Origin of the sequence: Streptomyces yangpuensis, from assembly GCF_024666385.1 — a bacterium.
GTDB classification, from domain to species: Bacteria; Actinomycetota; Actinomycetes; order Streptomycetales; family Streptomycetaceae; genus Streptomyces; species Streptomyces yangpuensis.
In genome coordinates this window covers 179,473-195,097 of record NZ_CP102514.1, presented here as the reverse complement: position 1 = coordinate 195,097, position 15,625 = coordinate 179,473, and the positions used below count along the sequence as shown (strand labels likewise).

Here is a 15,625-nt window from a genome sequence, read left to right as displayed (position 1 = left end):
ACCCCCTAGCCGAGACGGCCGACGTGCAGGATGACGACGGCACCCGGATCGCGGGTGATGGCGTACAGCACCCGATAGCGGCCGACGTGGATCCGGCACAGCCCCGGGCCGTGGACCGCGGCACCCCGCGGGCGGGGCTCGCCGGACAGGAGCCCGACGGCGTACAGCAGCTGCCGAAGGCCGCCCGGGTCGTCCGCGAGGTGCCGGGCCGCCCCGTACACGGCAGCCTCGTCCCACACGATGCCGTAAGCCATCTGCCACCCTCCTGCCGCGAGGCCGGGGCCGCGCCGGGGTACCCGTATGCGCACCGGGGCGGCCTCACCGGTCGCCTGCCCGTCGCGCCGCCCCGTACGCCCGGTCCGGACCATGGCCAGGACCGCGGAGGCCCCGGCCGGACGCACCGGATTCAACGGGCCGCGGGCGTGGCATGCTCGACCTATGGAGGGCGACTCCGTGCCAGGCGCCGTCGGCGGCGCTGCCAGCCCCGAGACGCTGGCTCTGGCCAAGGTTGTGTCCAGGCTGCGCGCCGAGGTCGTGGACCTCGAGGCCCTGGCCGCGGTGACGGCCGTCCTCGAGCGCGCCAAGGGCATTCTGATGGCCCGGTCGGACGTGACGCCGGAGGCCGCCTACGAACTGCTGCTCGAAAGGGCGGCGCGGCACCGGCGGACCCTGCTGGAGGAGTGCTGGATCACCCAGGGACAGGCAGGTGCGGGGCCGGCGGTGTCCCCGCCGCAGGCCGAGGCCCGTAACGCCCCCGTCGTCGGCGTGCGCGTGCCCGGGCACACGCCCTTCGACACCGGTCGCTACGTCCTCGCCGACGACGGCCGGCCCGTCGACCACCGGGCGCTCCTCGCCCGGCTGGCCGAGGGCCTGGCGGCCCCCAGCACCCGTACCGCCGACGAGATCGCCGACCTGTTGCAGACCGTGCTGGGCGAGCCGGAGGACGTGGCCGCCGTGATGATCTACACCCTGGCCACGGCCGGCAGCCTGGAGCTGACCGGGCACGCGGGGGTGGACGGCGCCACGGCCGAGCAGTGGAGCCACATCCCCCCGCTGAGCGGTGTCGCGGCACTGGAGGCCATCGAGGCCGGGCAGGCGGTGTGGCTCGAAGACCTGGCACGCGACGCGACCCGCTACCTGCTGATCGGCGACCCGCCCGAGCGGTGGCCGTCCCGCGCCTGGCTCCCCGTACCCGGAACCCGGCCGGCCACGGCGGTCATCGGATTCTTCCGCACCCGGCCGGGTCCCTTCGACGCCCGTACCCGGACCCTCCTCAGGCGGGCCGTCAGGCTGTGCGGAGGCCGTCTGCGCGAGGACCGGGGACCAGACGGGCCCGATCCCCTCGGGCAGGACGTCGACGCCGTCCAGGCGATGTTCGACGCCCTGCCCGGGCCGGCGGTCCTGCTGACCCCCCTCCGTTCCCCGACGGGGCAGGTGGAGGACTACCGGATCGACGCCGCGGCGCCGGAGGCGCTGGACGTGGCCGGGCGGCGCGGCAGGGAGCTGATCGGCCGGAAGATCCTCGAGACGTACCCGACGGTCGCGGGCAGCGAGGTGTGGGAGGGATACCTCGACACGCTGATGACGGGGACGGTCTACGAGGGCGAGCCCTTCACCTACGAGGAGGTGGCCGCCGGAGTTCCGCAGCAGTCCGTCTACTCGGTCCGGGCGTCGAGGCTGGCCGGCCGCCTGATCGTGACGTGGATCCGCCACGACACCAGCGACCGCGAGGCCCGGAGGCTGCACGACATGCAGCGCCTGGGCAACCTCGGCTGGGCCTCCTGGAACCTCACGACGGACACCATCACCTGGTCCGACCAGGTGTACACGGTCTTCGACCGTGACCCGGCCCTGGGGCCCATGCGGCTGGAGGAACTGCCCGACCACCTGCTGGCGGACGACCTGCCGGAGCTGGGCGCGGCCGTCCAGCGGCTCCTGGGCGACGGTGGCGCGATCGACCAGCCCTTCCGCATCAGCACCGCGCACGGCGTGCGGCACCTGCGGATCGTCGCCGAGGCACAGCGGGACGCGGACGGCAGCCCGGTCGAAGTACACGGGTTCTTCCAGGACCTGACGGCGCAGCGGGGCGCCGAAATGGCCCTGCAGGAGAGCGAACGCGCCAACCTCGTCCAGCGCGGCATCCTCAAGGCCGAGCGTGCGCTGGGTGCCAGACTCCAGGACACCCTCCTGCCGATCGCCGAACAGTCGCTGGAACTGGCGGGGCTGCGGGTCGAAGTGGCCTACGTGCCCGCCGAGAGCGGCCTGAACGTCGGGGGCGACTGGTATTCCGCGATCGAACTCCCGGACAGAAGCGCGCTGTTCGTGGTCGGAGACGTCGCCGGTCACGGGTTGTCGGCGGTGGGCACGATGGCTCAGCTGCGGTTCACCGCGAAGGGGATGGCCATCACGGGCTCACCCCTGCCGGACGTCCTCGGCCGGCTCAACAATCTCCTGCTCCACACGGCCGCGGACGACCACGGCGCCACCGCCACCATGGTCATGGGGTGCTACCGGCCGTGGGACCGCCGGCTGACCTGGGTGCGGGCGGGCCATCTTCCGCCGCTGCTGATCCGGGACGGTGAGGCGACCTACCTCCCGCAGCCCAGGGGCAGCCTCCTCGGAGCCTCGCTGGACTCGACGTACGGGCAGGAAGTGACCGAGCTGCGGCCGGGCGACCATCTGCTCTTCTATACGGACGGTCTGGTGGAGGAGCCCCGGGAGGACATCTGGGCCGGGCTCGACCGGCTCTCCGAGACGGCTCTGAGGCTCGTGCGGGAGGGCCGGACGGGCACGCTCGCCAAGACGCTCGCGGCGCGGCGGCCGGGGAACCGCGACGACATCTGCGTCCTGGAGATCCACGTACCGGGCCGGTCCTGATCCCAGCCCTGACCCCGGCCGGGGTCACGCGTCGGCATGCCGTCCGGCGGGCGGTGCGTCGGAGGAGGCCGGAGTGGCCGGGGAGGCGGGGGTGGCCGAGGCGTTCGGGTGCCATTCGGCCAGGAGGATGGTGGCGTCGTCGCGCAGGCGGTGTTCCTGGTGGGCGAGGAGCTTCTGGACGAGCCGCCGCAGGGCTTCCGCGCCGCTGTGTCCGGACGCGAGTGAGCGGATCACGGTGTCGGTGAGACGGTCCTCGCCGTAGAGGTCGCCGTCGGGGGAGCGGGCTTCGGTCACCCCGTCGCTGTGGATCAGGACGCGGTCACCGGGCTGGAGCCGCACATGGTGCCGGGCGGGAGGTTCCCGGTCGTGGAACCCGAGGCCGAGGGGGAGCTCGGCGTCCCGTTCGAGTGCCCGGGGAAGGACATGGCCGTCGCGGATGAGCAGTGGTGGCGGGTGGCCGCAGTTGATCCAGCTGAGGTCGCCGCTGTGGGTGTCGAGTTCGGCGATGACCCCGGTCATGAGCCGGTCGGGGATCCACCGGGCCAGGGTGCGGTCGATGGTGGTGGCGATGTCGGGGAGGGAGCCGCCGGAACGGCGCGTGAAGCGGCAGGCCGCGACGGCTGCGGCGCTCGCTCCGCCGGAGGCCAGGTCGTGACCCATCGCGTCGAGCATCGTCACGTGCAGGACGCCGTCGATGAAGGTGTGGTCGAAGGCGTCGCCGCCGATGTCGTAGGCCGGCTCCAGCATCGCCGCCGAGGTCGCCTCGGTCGTGCCGATGGTCCGCGGTGGCAGGAACGCCCACAGCAGTTCGGCCTGGAGGCTCATCGGGCGTGTCCGTTGATGGCGGACGAGGAGGTCGTTGTGGGAGGACTGGGACACCACCAGCAGCGTTGCCAGGCTCGCCAGCGCCCGGCCCGCCTCCATCCGGTCGGCGGCCGGGCCGGACATCGAGGCCTGCATGACGCCGACCCGTTCGATGCCGTCGATCATCGGGAACCAGGCGGTGCTGCGGTCCCTGCTCAGATGGACCCGCTGGGTGCGGTAGGCCAGGCCGGCGAGGGAACCGTCGATGTCCAGGGTGGCCGGTACCTGCGGGCCCTGGGGCTGAGGGAGAAGGTTGAGCCGGCCCTGCTGGATGTCGGCGAGGAACAGCCGCGTCGAACCGATCCCCAAGCGGCCCGCGGCCTCATCGATCAGTGCCGCGAGGTCCAGGGCCGACGCCTCGTGAGAGCGGTCGAGCACCCAAGCCAGGACCGGCCCCAGCCCCTCGCCGTCGCCCTCGCTCACCGGGAACGCCCTTCCCCGTCGCACTCCATCAGCTGCTTCTCCTCGAGACGGGAACCCATGGAGCCATCTTGGCCAAGGAGTCCCGTCTCGGCCCGGTCGACACGGCGCCGACCGGCCGCGCCGCAGCATCGGAAGGTGACGAGCGATGCGCCCGCTCAGGCGCCCTGGGCCTCCGGACTGCTACGAGTCCCGCTTCCCGGTACCCATGACCTCCTGCGCCGCGTCCTTCAACTTCTTCACGGCGCCCTGGATCCCGTCGTCCTTGCCGTCGGGCGGGGACGCGCCGCGCTCGCGCTCCTCCTCGGGCGACACGTCGTTCTCGCCGGTCACGCGCTCCAGGGGTGTCCGGGCGTCCTTCCTCTCTCGGGGATCGGCCATGACGGCTCTCCTTTCCTGCTGCTTGCTCGGATACGGGACCTGCCCCTCATGGGCGTGAGTCCGTGACGGTCAGGTGGGGCGATGCCAGCGTTCTTCCTCGCGGGTACGGCGCTTGATCACCTGGAGGTCGATCAGTGCGAGTACCGCCAGGGCGAAGCAGATCGCGGCGAGGACGACATACACGCTGCGGGGCGGAGCGGCCCCGGCGGTGGTCTGCGAAGCGAGGTACGCCAGGAGGGCGCTGCCGGCGGCGAACACGGGGATCGCCCACAGGGACAGGACGCGACGCAGGCGCAGGTCGCTGCGGGCCCACTGGGCTTCCGAACCGTCGTGCCGCCACCGTGCGGCGGCCTGCCGCCCGTGCCGGTCGGCGGCGCGCAGCCCGGCTTGTCTTCGTGCGGAGTGGCCCATGCCCTCACCTCATTTCAGGCCGGCCGGTGGTCCGGCTCGTCCGGTTCCCCGGGATCCCGGCGTTCCAGCGGGCGGAGCGCCGGTCCCTGCAGAACCTCGCCGTCGATGCCGAAGCGGGAGCCGTGGCAGGGGCATTCCCAGGTCCGTTCGGCGTTGTTGAACGCGACCAGGCACCCCATGTGCGTGCAGACTGCCGATACGGCGTGGAGTTCTCCCTCATCGTCGCGGTGTACGGCGCAGGGCCTGCCGGCGGCCCGGACCACCGTGCCGTCACCCGGCCGCAGGCTCGCGGCCGGGCCGTTGATGCCGTCGCCGAGCGTTTCCAGGCGGTCCTGCACGAAGTGCTTTCCGACCTCCCACTGGGCCTTCAGGTACGTCGGCGCCGAGCGCAGTGCCGAGCCGACCCGGCCGGGGTCGTACAGGCCGTCCCAGGGGTCTTCGTCGCCGCGGACGAGCGAGGCGATGACCGTCGCGGCCAGGACGCCGCCCGTCATGCCCCAGCCGGCGAAGCCGGTGGCGACGTAGACGTGGTCGCCGTTCGTGGGCAGTCGGCCGATGAGGGGCAGCGTGTCGGTGGAGCTGTTGTCCTGTGCGGCCCAGCGGTGGGCGATCGAGAAGCCGGGGAAATGGTGCTCGGTCCAGGCCAGGAGGCGGGCATACCCGGCCTCGATGTCCTCTCCGGTGCCCGGGGTGAACGCTTCCCCCGTGACGATGAGAAGCCGTCGGCCGTCCGGCAGGGGCGACGTGCGGACGGACCGCTTGCCCTCCTCCTGCGAGATGTACATGCCCCCCGGGTCCTGGCCGGCGGGCAGGGGCCCCGCGATCACCAGGTCCCGGTGCTGGGTGAGCCTGGTGGCGAGCAGGGCGTTGTCGAACAGGGGGTGATGGGTGGCGACGACGACGTGTCCCGCGGACACGGTTGCGCCGGATTCGGTGCTGAGTACGCAAGGATCCCCGTCGTCGAGTTGCGTGACCCGGGTCCCCTCATGGATGCGTCCGCCGCGGGCGGCGACGTCCTCGACGAGCCCCCGCAGGTATTTGAGTGGGTGGAACTGCGCCTGGTCCTCCACTCTGACGGCCCCGGCAACGGGGAAGGGCAGCCCGCTCGCGGTGACGAATGACGCGCTGAGACCGGCCGCTCGCGCCGCCTCGGCCTCCGCACGGAGGGCATCGACGCCTTCGGGATCCCGGCAGTAGGTGAAGGCCGGGCGGCTCTCCAGTTCGCAGTCGGTGCCCAGTTCGCCGGACACCTCGATGACGTGCCGCAGGGCGGCGCTCTGGGAGGTGGCGTACCGGCGTGCGGCGTCGTCCCCGTGCTTCTCGCGGATCGTGTCGTACACGGCGGTGTGCAACGCGGTGACCTTGCCGGTGGTGTGGCCCGTCACCCCGCCGGCCACCCGGTCCGCCTCCAGCACGACGACGGAGCGCCCCGCACGCGCGAGCTCCCACGCGGTGCTGAGGCCGACGATGCCGCCGCCGACGATCGCCACGTCCGCTTCGACGGCCCCCGACAACGGGGGGAAGGACGGCAGGTCCGCCGTCTGCATCCAGTAGGAGCGTCCGGTGTCCGGAAGTCGGTTCATATCCGGCGACTGCCCAGAAAACCGGCCCGGATGCCCGGAGGGCATTGCGGGACATTCCGGTTCGCCGGCCTGGCAGGGGGCACGCGCACCATGGGGGCCACACACCGAGCACCACACTGCGCAGCACACTCCGCAGGAGGCGTCATGAAGGCACTCACATGGCACGGCAGGCGGGATGTCCGCTTCGAATCAGTTCCCGATCCCGAGCTCCGCGACCCCGACGACGTGATCGTGAAGATCACGACCACCGGCCTGTGCGGTTCGGACCTGCACCTCTACGAGGTCCTGGGGGCGTTCATCGACCCCGGCGACATCCTCGGGCACGAGCCCATGGGCATCGTCCAGGAGGTGGGGCCGGAGGTCGGCTCGCTGAAGCCGGGGGACAGGGTGGTGATCCCGTTCAACGTCTCGTGCGGCACCTGCTTCATGTGCGAACGGGGTCTGCAGTCCCAGTGCGAGACCACACAGGTGCGCGAGCACGGGACGGGGGCCTCGCTCTTCGGATACACGAAGCTCTACGGCCAGGTACCGGGCGGCCAGGCCGAGTACCTGCGGGTCCCCTTCGGCAACCACCTGCCCATCCGGGTGCCCGACGGACCGTCCGACGAACGCTTCGTCTACCTCTCCGATGTGCTGCCGACGGCCTGGCAGGCGGTCGAGTACGCCGCCGTCCCGCAGGGCGGCAGCGTCGCCGTACTGGGCCTGGGCCCCATCGGGGACATGAGCTGCCGCATCGCCGCCCACCGCGGTGCCGGTACGGTCATCGGTATTGATCTCGTACCCGAGCGGCTCGAGCGCGCCCGCCGCCGCGGCTATCACGCCCTGGACCTCCTGGAACGGGGCGAGGGCCTCACGGACGCCGTCCGTGAACTCACCGGTGGGCGCGGCCCGGACGCCGTCATCGACGCCGTCGGGATGGAGGCCCACGGCAGTCGAGTCGCAGCCGCCGCGCAGAAGATGACCACGTTCCTGCCGGATGCCGTGGCCGCGGCCCTGATGAAGCGCGCGGGCGTCGACCGGCTGTCCGCCCTGTACACCGCCATCGACCTCGTCCGCCGCGGCGGGACCGTTTCGGTGTCCGGGGTGTACGGGGGCGCGGCCGATCCGCTGCCCCTGCTGACCGTCTTCGACAAGCAGCTCGCCCTGCGCATGGGCCAGGCCAACGTCTGGCGGTGGGTCGGCGACATCCTTCCCCTGCTCACCGACGGGGACCCCCTCGGCGTCGACGACTTCGCCACACACCGGTTGCCGCTGCAGGAGGCCCCGGCCGCGTACGAGATGTTCCAGGAGAAGCGGGACGGTGCCGTGAAGGTGGTCTTCACCCCGTGACAAGGACGGCTGCCCGACGACGTGCCGGCGCATGCTTCGGGCCCCGGGAACTCCCGGGGCCCGAAGCATGCGCCGGCCGAAGTCTGCCGCAGTCGGCTCGGGAGCGTTCCGCCGTCAGGAGGACATGGCCTCCAGCAGCTCGCCGACCTGCGGGTCGGGGAGCGAACGGGCCACGTCAGCCTGGGCCACGATGCCGACGAGCGTGTGGCCGTCGATGACCGGCAGGCGGCGTACCTTGTGTTCGGTCATGGTGCGCAGGATCTCCTCCGCCTCGTCGTCGGCTCCGATGGTGACGGCCTCGCCCTGGGCCAGGTCCCCTGCCTTGGTCTCGGCCGGGTCCTTTCCCGCACCGAGCACCTTCACCACGATGTCCCGGTCCGTCAGCATGCCCTTGAGCTTGTTGTCGTCCCCGCAGATCGGAAGTGCGCCCACCCCGAGCGAAGCCATCTTCTTCGCTGCTTCCACGACGGTCTCCTGGGCGCCCACACAGGTGGCGTCCGGAGTCATGATTTCGCGCGCGGTCGTCATGATGCATCCCTCTCGTCGGGCTTCGCCGTTCACTTGTCTCCAACGGCGCCTGCCCCGGCCGGCCGCGCGTACGCCGACACGGGCTCGCGCATCGTGGGCCCGACCGTCGGTTCTTCCTCCGACGCGGCCCGTGGAACTGGTCAGCCCCGCCGGAGCGGGGCTGCGCCGTACGTCTGCCCGGTGCCGGGGATCCCACACCTGGCGCCGCACAGCGAGCGGTTCCTCCCTCGACGAGGAAGGAACCGCTCGCTGTGGTGGGCCGTGCGGCCCGTAACCGTGGCGCGTGGCCGTGGCGCGTGGCCGGGGGTCACGCGTGCCGGTGCGAGCGCCGGTTCCCGATCACCAGCCGGTAGAGGGCCAGCAGGATGACCGAGCCGACGATGGCGGCGATCCAGGTGGAGAGGTCGAAGAAGCCGTCGATGGAGTCGACGCCGAAGATGACCTTCCCGAGCCAGCCGCCGAGCAGGCCACCGGCGATCCCGATGAGCGTCGTGACGATGATCCCGCCCGGGTCCCTGCCCGGCATCAGTGCCTTGGCCACGAGTCCTGCCAGCAGGCCGATGAGGATCCAAGCGATGATGCCCATGTGCGTCTCCCGCCGTGGTGTTGTGTCAGGTAACTGTCACGTCGCTTGTGCACGCTGCGCGCGATCTCAAACTCCGGTGGCCGTCGGCCCCGGATGGCAGAGACTGGGGAGACCGGACGGAGAACGAGACGAGAGGCGGCGGCTCCGATGCCCCGAACGGTGCTGATCGTGATCGACATGCTCAACACCTACGAGCACGAGGACGCCGAAGCCCTGGTCCCGTCCGTCCGTCGGGCGCTGCCCGGCATCACGGCCCTGCTCGCACACGCCCGCGCCAGCGAGTCCCCCGTCGTCTACGTGAACGACAACTTCGGGGAATGGCGCTCCCACCACGGCGAAATCCTGGAGGCAGCTCTCGCAGGCCGCCACAAGAGCCTCGTGGAGCCGATCGCCCCCGACGAGAGTTCACTCTTCGTGGTCAAGGCGCGCCACTCGATCTTCTTCGAAACCCCCCTGTCCTACCTGCTCGGTCAGCTCGGGGCGGAGCGTCTGGTCCTGTGCGGACAGGTGACCGAGCAGTGCGTGCTCTATTCGGCGCTGGACGCCCACATCCGGCACTTCGACGTCGTCGTGCCGGACGACGCGGTGGCCCACATCGACGCCGAGCTGGCCGAAGCTGCCCTGCAGTTGATGAGGCGCAACATGTCCGCCGACGTCTGCAGGGTGCAAGACGTCGAGTTCGACGGCTGACCTGCGCCCTCGGCGTTCCGCGCGCGGCCGGGGCGGGGCCGGCGCGCCGCCTGCCTGCGGCGCGCCGGCCGGCCGCCGCCGGGCGGCTCCGCATGATCCTCCGCGATCGGGGAAGACGACCCGGGCACGCGTGAGGCGCGCGCGAGGAGCCGGTACGAGAGCCGGCTCACGGGCCCGAGAGGTGGAGCATGACCTTGGAGCGAGCGGGCACCGGCCCGGCGGACACCACGGCCGACACCGGCGACCGGGCAACCCCGTGGGGCGACTTCCGGCGGGTGCTCGACCAGATGCGCGGACTGCTGGAAGGCGTTCACCCGGACGACGGAGCCGAAGCCCCGGAGACGGCGCCCCGCGGTGCCGCCGTGGCCGGCGGTGGCCTGCGGTGACAGCGCGCCCGCGACGGCCGTGAACGCCGCGTACGCCGCTTCGCCCGGCGACGGGACGCCCGGCCCGGAGGAGGTGGCGGCCCCGGGCCGTGCGGCTCGCCCGGGCCCGCGACGCGCCCGTTCTGTTCTTCGGTACGGGTCTGCCGGCGGACCGGTGGCACGGCCCCGAGGAGCGCGTGGAGCTCAGGTCCCTCAGACTGGGAACCCGTGCACCGACCTGGTTCCTCGATGAACTGGAAGCCCGCCCGAGCAGGGCGCGGCGGTGCCGCCCACACGCAGGGCAGGACGGGGCCCGCTTGAAAGGCCCAGGTGCGGGCAGGTGCGGAACATGTCGATCGCCCGTTCGAGCCGGCTCGCACGCGCCGGCCGAACCGGCACAGGAGTGCAGAAGCATGGTGTATGCGACCTGGCCCACCGGCAGAAGTGGGGTATCCCGGGCGTCCCGAGGCGCCGAGGCACGCGGAGGTGCCTCATGTGCGGTCTGAGTGGCGAGGTGCGTTTCGACGGCCGACGCCCCGACCTCGCCGCCGTCGAACGCATGACCGATGCGATGGAGCCGCGGGGTCCCGATGGCAGAGGGATCTGGTCCCAGGCGGCGGTCGCCCTGGGTCACCGGCGCCTGCAGATCATCGACCTGTCGGAGCGGGGCGCCCAGCCCATGGTCGACGCCCAGCTCGGCCTCACGGTGGTCTTCAACGGCTGCATCTACAACCACCGCGAGCTGCGGGCGCGCCTCGAGAGGCTCGGCTACCGCTTCTTCTCCGACTCCGACACCGAGGTCGTCGTCAAGGCGTACGCGGAGTGGGGACGCGAATGCGTCGAATTCTTCGTCGGCATGTTCGCCTTCGCCGTCACCGAGCACCGCTCGGGGCGCGTCGTCCTGGGCCGCGACCGGCTGGGCATCAAACCGCTCTACGTCACCGAGGACTGCGACCGCCTGCGCTTCGCCTCCTCCCTCCCGGCCCTGCTGGCGGGCGGGGGAGTGGACACCTCCATCGACCCGGTGGCCCTTCACCAGTACCTGAGCTGGCACGGCACGGTGGTCGCACCCCGCACGGTACTGACGGGCGTACGGAAGGTCCCGCCGGCGACCGTCAGGGTCGTCGAACCCGACGGCACCCGCCACGACCACTGCTACTGGCAGCCCACGTACACCCGGCACTCCGAACTCGGCGACGACCCCGTGGCCTGGCGGGAGGCCGTGCACGACGCGCTGCGGACCGCCGTGAGGCGGCGCACGGTCGCCGACGTCCCCGTGGGAGTGCTCCTGTCCGGCGGTCTGGACTCCAGCCTGATGGTGGCGATGCTCGCCGAGGAGGGTTTCGAGGACATCCCGACCTTCGCGATGGGCTTCGAGGAGGAGAACGGTGAGGACGGCGACGAGTTCGTGTACTCGGACCTGGTCGCGCGCCGGTTCTCGACCGCCCACCAGCAGTTCATGATCCCGTCCGACCGGCTTCCCGCGGCGCTGGAGGACGCCATCGGCGCCATGAGCGAGCCGATGGTCAGCCACGACGCCGTGGCCTTCCACATGCTGTCCGAACAGGTCTCGAAAGAGGTCAAGGTCGTGCTGTGCGGCCAGGGTGCGGACGAGGTGTTCGCCGGCTACCACTGGTATCCGCAGATCGCCTCGGCCTGCCGGGCGGGGGCGGACGACGCCTACGCCCGCGCGTACTTCGACCGGACGCACGCCGACCTCACCGCCATGATCCACCCGGACCTCGCGGCCGGCCACGACGCCTCGATGGACTTCGTCCGGAGCCACATGGCCACCCCGGGGGCCGCCACCGCGCTCGACGCCGCCCTGCGCATGGACATCCACGCACTCATGCCGGACGACCCCGTCAAGCGGGTCGACAACATGACCATGGCCTGGGGCCTGGAGGCGCGGGTGCCCTTCCTGGACCAGGACCTCGTCGAGCTGGCAGCCGCCTGTCCGCCGGGACTGAAGCTCGCGGACGGCGGCAAGGCCGTGCTCAAGCAGGTCGGGCGCACCGTACTTCCCCGGCAGGTCGTCGACCGCCCCAAGGGCTACTTCCCCGTCCCGGCCGTGCGGCACATGGCCAAGCCCGTGCTGACGCGGGTGCGGGACGCCCTCACGGCCCCGGAAGCACGCCGCCGCGGGATCTTCGACGCCCAGGTCGTCGGCGAACTGCTCGCACAGCCCAACCGCCACCGGGCACGGCGCGGGGCCAACACCTTGTGGCAGGTGGCGACGCTGGAGATCTGGCTCCAGGCGCACGGCATCCGATGACCCGACCATCCGATGACCCGCCCCATCCGAGGCCCCGACCACCCGATGACCCGACCCATCCGATGCCCCGACCATCCGGTGACGTGACGGACCGAGTGGTGGGAACACTCAGGAAGCGGAAGCCTGGGAGAGGTGGCCATGCCCCTGGAGCGGACGAACCTCGTGGATCACGCACGCGGTACGGCGGGCGGTACTACGGCGGCCCCCGGATCCGGAGGGACCGGCGCCGCGTCCCCCGCGCCGGCACCCGTACCGGTGCGGCTGCCCGACCATATCGGTGCCGACCCGCCGACGCTGCTCACCGCCCACGGTTGCTGGTACCCGTCGGCGGACCCCACCGGTGAGCACGTCGCCTTCATCTGCGACCGGGCGGGCGTCCCCCAGCTGTGGAGCGGCCCCGCCCGGGGCAGCGAAGCCCATGTCCTGGACGGCGACCCCGACCCGGTGACCGAGGTCTCCTGGTCCCCCGACGGCCGCTGGATCGCCTACACCTCGGCACCGGGCGGCGGCGAGCACACCCGCGTCCTGGTGGTGCGCCCGGACGGAACCGGACGGCAGGTCCTCGCCGGGGCCGAGCCCGGAAGCTCCGCGCACCTCGGCTGCTGGACCCGCGACGCCACCGCCCTGGCCGTCACGGTCGCCCAGCCCTCCGTGTCCGGCGCGGAACACACCGGGGCGGGACACCTCCCGTCGGACGCCGACGGCGCGCCGGCGGACGGGGCGCGGGGCCCCGGCGCGGCCTGGTCCGAACGAGACGGCACCGCGACCCTCCTCGGCGGCGGTTCGGCGCACCGGCCTGCCGTCTCCCACGACCGGGCGGCGTCCGTCCACGTGGGGGCGGGCCCGGTGCCGGCCCTCGGGCAGGTCCGCGGTGGCGGCCTCGCGGCGTACCTGATCGACCCCGACGGGGCGCACGCCCCCGTCCTGCTGTACGGCGAACAGGGAGCGGCGTCACTGAGGGTGTGCGACACCAGCCCGGACGGGCGCTTCGCCCTCGTGCGCCGCGGCCCGCGCGGCCGGCGCGAGGCCCTCGTGCTCGACACCGGCTCCGGCCGCACCACCTTCGCCCTGCACGTGGCCGATGGGGACCCGTGGATCGGCCGCTTCTCCGCCGACGCGCGGACCGTGTGGCTGCGCAGCGACACGGACCGCGAGTTCGCGGCCCTCCTGCGGGTCAGGCTGGATGACCAGGGCGCGGCCAGAAGCCTGACGGTGGCGGCGGAACGCCAGGAGGCCGCCCTCGACCTGCTGAGCGTCCCCGATCACGGCCGCTGGGCCCTCCTCGCCTGGAACATCCACGGTGCGACGGAGCTGGAGAGCACGGGCCTGCCCCTCACCGACGCCGACGCCGACGGCGACGTCGGACCGCGACACCGTCCGGTGCTGCCGCACGAAGTCGTGACCCGGATCGCACCCCTGGAACGCGGCGGCCTGTTCGCCGCGCTGGCAGGTTCCCGGCGCAGGCCCGGCATCTGGGAACTCGACCAGGGCCTCGTACCGGCGCGCGCCGGCTGGTCGGCCTCCGACGAGGATGCGGTACCGCCCGGCCGGCCCCCCGTACGCCCTGTGCCCCTGCGCTGCCGCGCCCGGGACGGGCTGATGCTGGGCGGCTGGTACTACCGGGCGCCGGGCCAGGACCCGGGCCGGCCCGCCCCGTGCGTCATCCACCTCCACGGCGGTCCCGAGGAACAGGAGCGGCCGGTGTTCAGCCCGCTCTACCACGAGCTCCTCGGCAGGGGCCTGGACGTGTTCGCACCGGACGTCCGCGGCTCCTCAGGCTGGGGGCGCTCCTTCGTCGACGCCGACCTCGGCGCCGGCCGGTTCGCGGCGATCGACGACGTCGCCGACTGCGCCGCGCACGTGGTCTCCCTCGGATATGCCGACCCCGTGCGGCTCGGGGTGATGGGCCGCTCGTACGGCGGCTATCTGACGATGGCGTCCCTCGTGTGGCATCCGGACCTCTTCCGCGCCGGGGTGGCCGTCTGCGGGATGTCGGACTTCGCCACGTTCTTCGCCGGCACCGAACCGTGGATCGCCCAGTCCGCCACCGCCAAGTACGGCCATCCCGAACACGACCGGGACCTGCTGCGGGCCCTGTCCCCGATGAGCCGCATCGACCAACTGCGGGCGCCCGTGCTGGCCGTCCACGGCGAACACGACACCAACGTGCCGCCGACGGAGTCGGAGCAGTTCATCCGCGCGGCACGGGGTCGCGGAGTACCGGCGCGGCAGCTGACGCTGCGCGACGAGGGCCATGAATTCCTGCGGGCGGACAACCGGCGGCTCTACCGGCGCGCCGCCGCGGACTGGTTGGAGCGCCACCTCGGCAGCAACGCGCTCCCCGGCCGACAGGCAACGTGACGGCCGGGACGCATCCCCGCCGAAGCGCCGACGCCGGCCCGTCCCCTGCACGACCGCCTCGGTTCGGGGCACACGACCGGATCGCTGTGCAGGCCGGTCCTCGTTCACGGGCGGCGCCACCGGTCGTGGTCCATGTGCGATCCGGCCATGGGACCCATCCGCAGCATGCCCCCGTCCACGGCCCAGGAGGCACCCGTGACGTACGAGGCCTCGGCGCCCGCCAGGAAGGCGATGACGGCGGCGACCTCGCGGGCGTCGCCGGGGCGGCCGGCGGGAATGCCCGGCCGGGGCTCGGAGCGCACGTCCCCGTCCTCCTGGCCCGTCATCGGGGTGGCGATCTCCCCGGGAGCCACGGAGTTGACGGTGATGCCGTGCTCCGCGAGTTCGAGTGCCATCACCTGGGTCAGGAGCCCCAGTCCGCCCTTGGCGGCGCAGTAGGGTCCGGAGCCGACGCGCGGCTGGTGCTCGTGGACCGAGGTGACGTTCACGATCCGGCCGCCTCCGCCCTGGCGGATCATGTGCCGTGCCGCCCGCTGTCCGCACAGCAGGGGACCCACCAGGTCGACGTCGAGGACCTGGCGCACGGTCGCCAGGTCCAGGTCCAGGAACGGTGTGGCGGTGCCGGTGCCCGCATTGTTCACGAGGACGTCCAGGCGGCCGAGTTCACCGGCCAGCCGGTCGATGACGTCGGCGGCGGCGGGCAGGTCCGTCAGGTCGAGCCGGGCGAGGACGGCCCGTCGGCCGTGCGCCCGGACCTCCTCGGCCGTGCGCCGGGCGCCCGCTTCGTCCTGGTGCCACGTGATGCCGACGTCCAGTCCGGCCGCGGCCAGCCGGACGGCCACGGCCCGTCCGATGCCCGAGTCGGAACCGGTGACGACCGCCGTGACCGGGAAGAAGTCGATTGGACCGATCATGCTCAGGGGTTCCTTTCGGCGGGGGCACGAGGCACACGGGG

The 15,625-nt window shown here is 72.5% G+C and carries 14 protein-coding genes; 6 read left to right on the top strand and 8 right to left on the bottom strand.

The window, feature by feature from the left end; translation table 11 throughout:
• Positions 1–5 precede the first annotated feature (5 nt).
• Complete coding sequence (locus tag NRK68_RS00965; RefSeq protein ID WP_257854448.1) at positions 6–254, bottom strand: type II toxin-antitoxin system RelE family toxin; 249 nt, start codon at positions 252–254, stop codon at positions 6–8.
• A gap of 184 nt (positions 255–438) precedes the next feature.
• On the opposite strand from NRK68_RS00965, the gene NRK68_RS00960 reads away from it, so the two are divergent.
• Positions 439–2,877, top strand: coding sequence for a SpoIIE family protein phosphatase (locus NRK68_RS00960; protein WP_257854447.1), 2,439 nt, complete (start codon positions 439–441; stop codon positions 2,875–2,877).
• A 24-nt stretch (positions 2,878–2,901) separates the two neighbouring features.
• On the opposite strand, the gene NRK68_RS00955 is transcribed toward NRK68_RS00960, so the two are convergent.
• The 4 genes from NRK68_RS00955 to NRK68_RS00940 form a co-directional block, all read right to left on the bottom strand.
• The gene (locus tag NRK68_RS00955; RefSeq protein WP_257854446.1) at positions 2,902–4,164 is read right to left on the bottom strand and encodes a PP2C family protein-serine/threonine phosphatase; all 1,263 of its coding nucleotides are present in this window, start codon (positions 4,162–4,164) and stop codon (positions 2,902–2,904) included.
• Positions 4,165–4,344: 180 nt separating this feature from the next.
• Positions 4,345–4,542 carry a hypothetical protein gene (locus tag NRK68_RS00950; RefSeq protein WP_257854445.1) on the bottom strand — a complete coding sequence of 66 codons (198 nt, stop codon included), beginning with the start codon at positions 4,540–4,542 and terminating at the stop codon, positions 4,345–4,347.
• 69 nt (positions 4,543–4,611) lie between these two features.
• A complete protein-coding gene (locus tag NRK68_RS00945) occupies positions 4,612–4,953 on the bottom strand; it encodes a DUF6343 family protein (RefSeq protein WP_257854443.1) in 342 nt (113 codons plus the stop codon).
• 14 nt (positions 4,954–4,967) lie between these two features.
• The gene (locus NRK68_RS00940; protein ID WP_257854442.1) at positions 4,968–6,536 is read right to left on the bottom strand and encodes an FAD-dependent oxidoreductase; all 1,569 of its coding nucleotides are present in this window, start codon (positions 6,534–6,536) and stop codon (positions 4,968–4,970) included.
• 144 nt (positions 6,537–6,680) lie between these two features.
• On the opposite strand from NRK68_RS00940, the gene NRK68_RS00935 reads away from it, so the two are divergent.
• On the top strand, positions 6,681–7,865 hold the full coding sequence (locus NRK68_RS00935) for a zinc-dependent alcohol dehydrogenase (protein ID WP_257854441.1): 1,185 nt from the start codon (positions 6,681–6,683) through the stop codon (positions 7,863–7,865).
• Between the two features lie 114 nt (positions 7,866–7,979).
• On the opposite strand, the gene NRK68_RS00930 is transcribed toward NRK68_RS00935, so the two are convergent.
• Together NRK68_RS00930 and NRK68_RS00925 are read right to left on the bottom strand one after the other, a co-directional pair.
• On the bottom strand, positions 7,980–8,393 hold the full coding sequence (locus tag NRK68_RS00930; protein ID WP_183066159.1) for a CBS domain-containing protein: 414 nt from the start codon (positions 8,391–8,393) through the stop codon (positions 7,980–7,982).
• A 307-nt stretch (positions 8,394–8,700) separates the two neighbouring features.
• Entirely contained in the window at positions 8,701–8,979 is a 279-nt protein-coding gene (locus NRK68_RS00925; RefSeq protein WP_046776847.1) for a GlsB/YeaQ/YmgE family stress response membrane protein, read from the bottom strand.
• A gap of 147 nt (positions 8,980–9,126) precedes the next feature.
• On the opposite strand from NRK68_RS00925, the gene NRK68_RS00920 reads away from it, so the two are divergent.
• The 4 genes from NRK68_RS00920 to NRK68_RS00905 all read left to right on the top strand — a co-directional run bounded on the left by NRK68_RS00920 (position 9,127) and on the right by NRK68_RS00905 (position 14,670).
• Positions 9,127–9,669, top strand: a complete 543-nt coding sequence (locus NRK68_RS00920) for a cysteine hydrolase family protein (RefSeq protein WP_183066160.1) — start codon at positions 9,127–9,129, stop codon at positions 9,667–9,669.
• A gap of 188 nt (positions 9,670–9,857) precedes the next feature.
• The gene (locus NRK68_RS00915) at positions 9,858–10,055 is read left to right on the top strand and encodes a hypothetical protein (protein ID WP_257854440.1); all 198 of its coding nucleotides are present in this window, start codon (positions 9,858–9,860) and stop codon (positions 10,053–10,055) included.
• 472 nt (positions 10,056–10,527) lie between these two features.
• Entirely contained in the window at positions 10,528–12,309 is a 1,782-nt protein-coding gene (locus tag NRK68_RS00910) for an N-acetylglutaminylglutamine amidotransferase (protein WP_257854439.1), read from the top strand.
• Between the two features lie 138 nt (positions 12,310–12,447).
• Complete coding sequence (locus tag NRK68_RS00905) at positions 12,448–14,670, top strand: prolyl oligopeptidase family serine peptidase (protein WP_257857729.1); 2,223 nt, start codon at positions 12,448–12,450, stop codon at positions 14,668–14,670.
• Positions 14,671–14,774: 104 nt separating this feature from the next.
• Here the strand turns inward: NRK68_RS00905 and NRK68_RS00900 are convergent, their stop codons facing one another.
• Positions 14,775–15,584 (bottom strand): SDR family oxidoreductase, encoded by an 810-nt coding sequence (locus NRK68_RS00900; RefSeq protein ID WP_257854437.1) that lies wholly within the window; start codon positions 15,582–15,584, stop codon positions 14,775–14,777.
• Positions 15,585–15,625 lie beyond the last annotated feature (41 nt).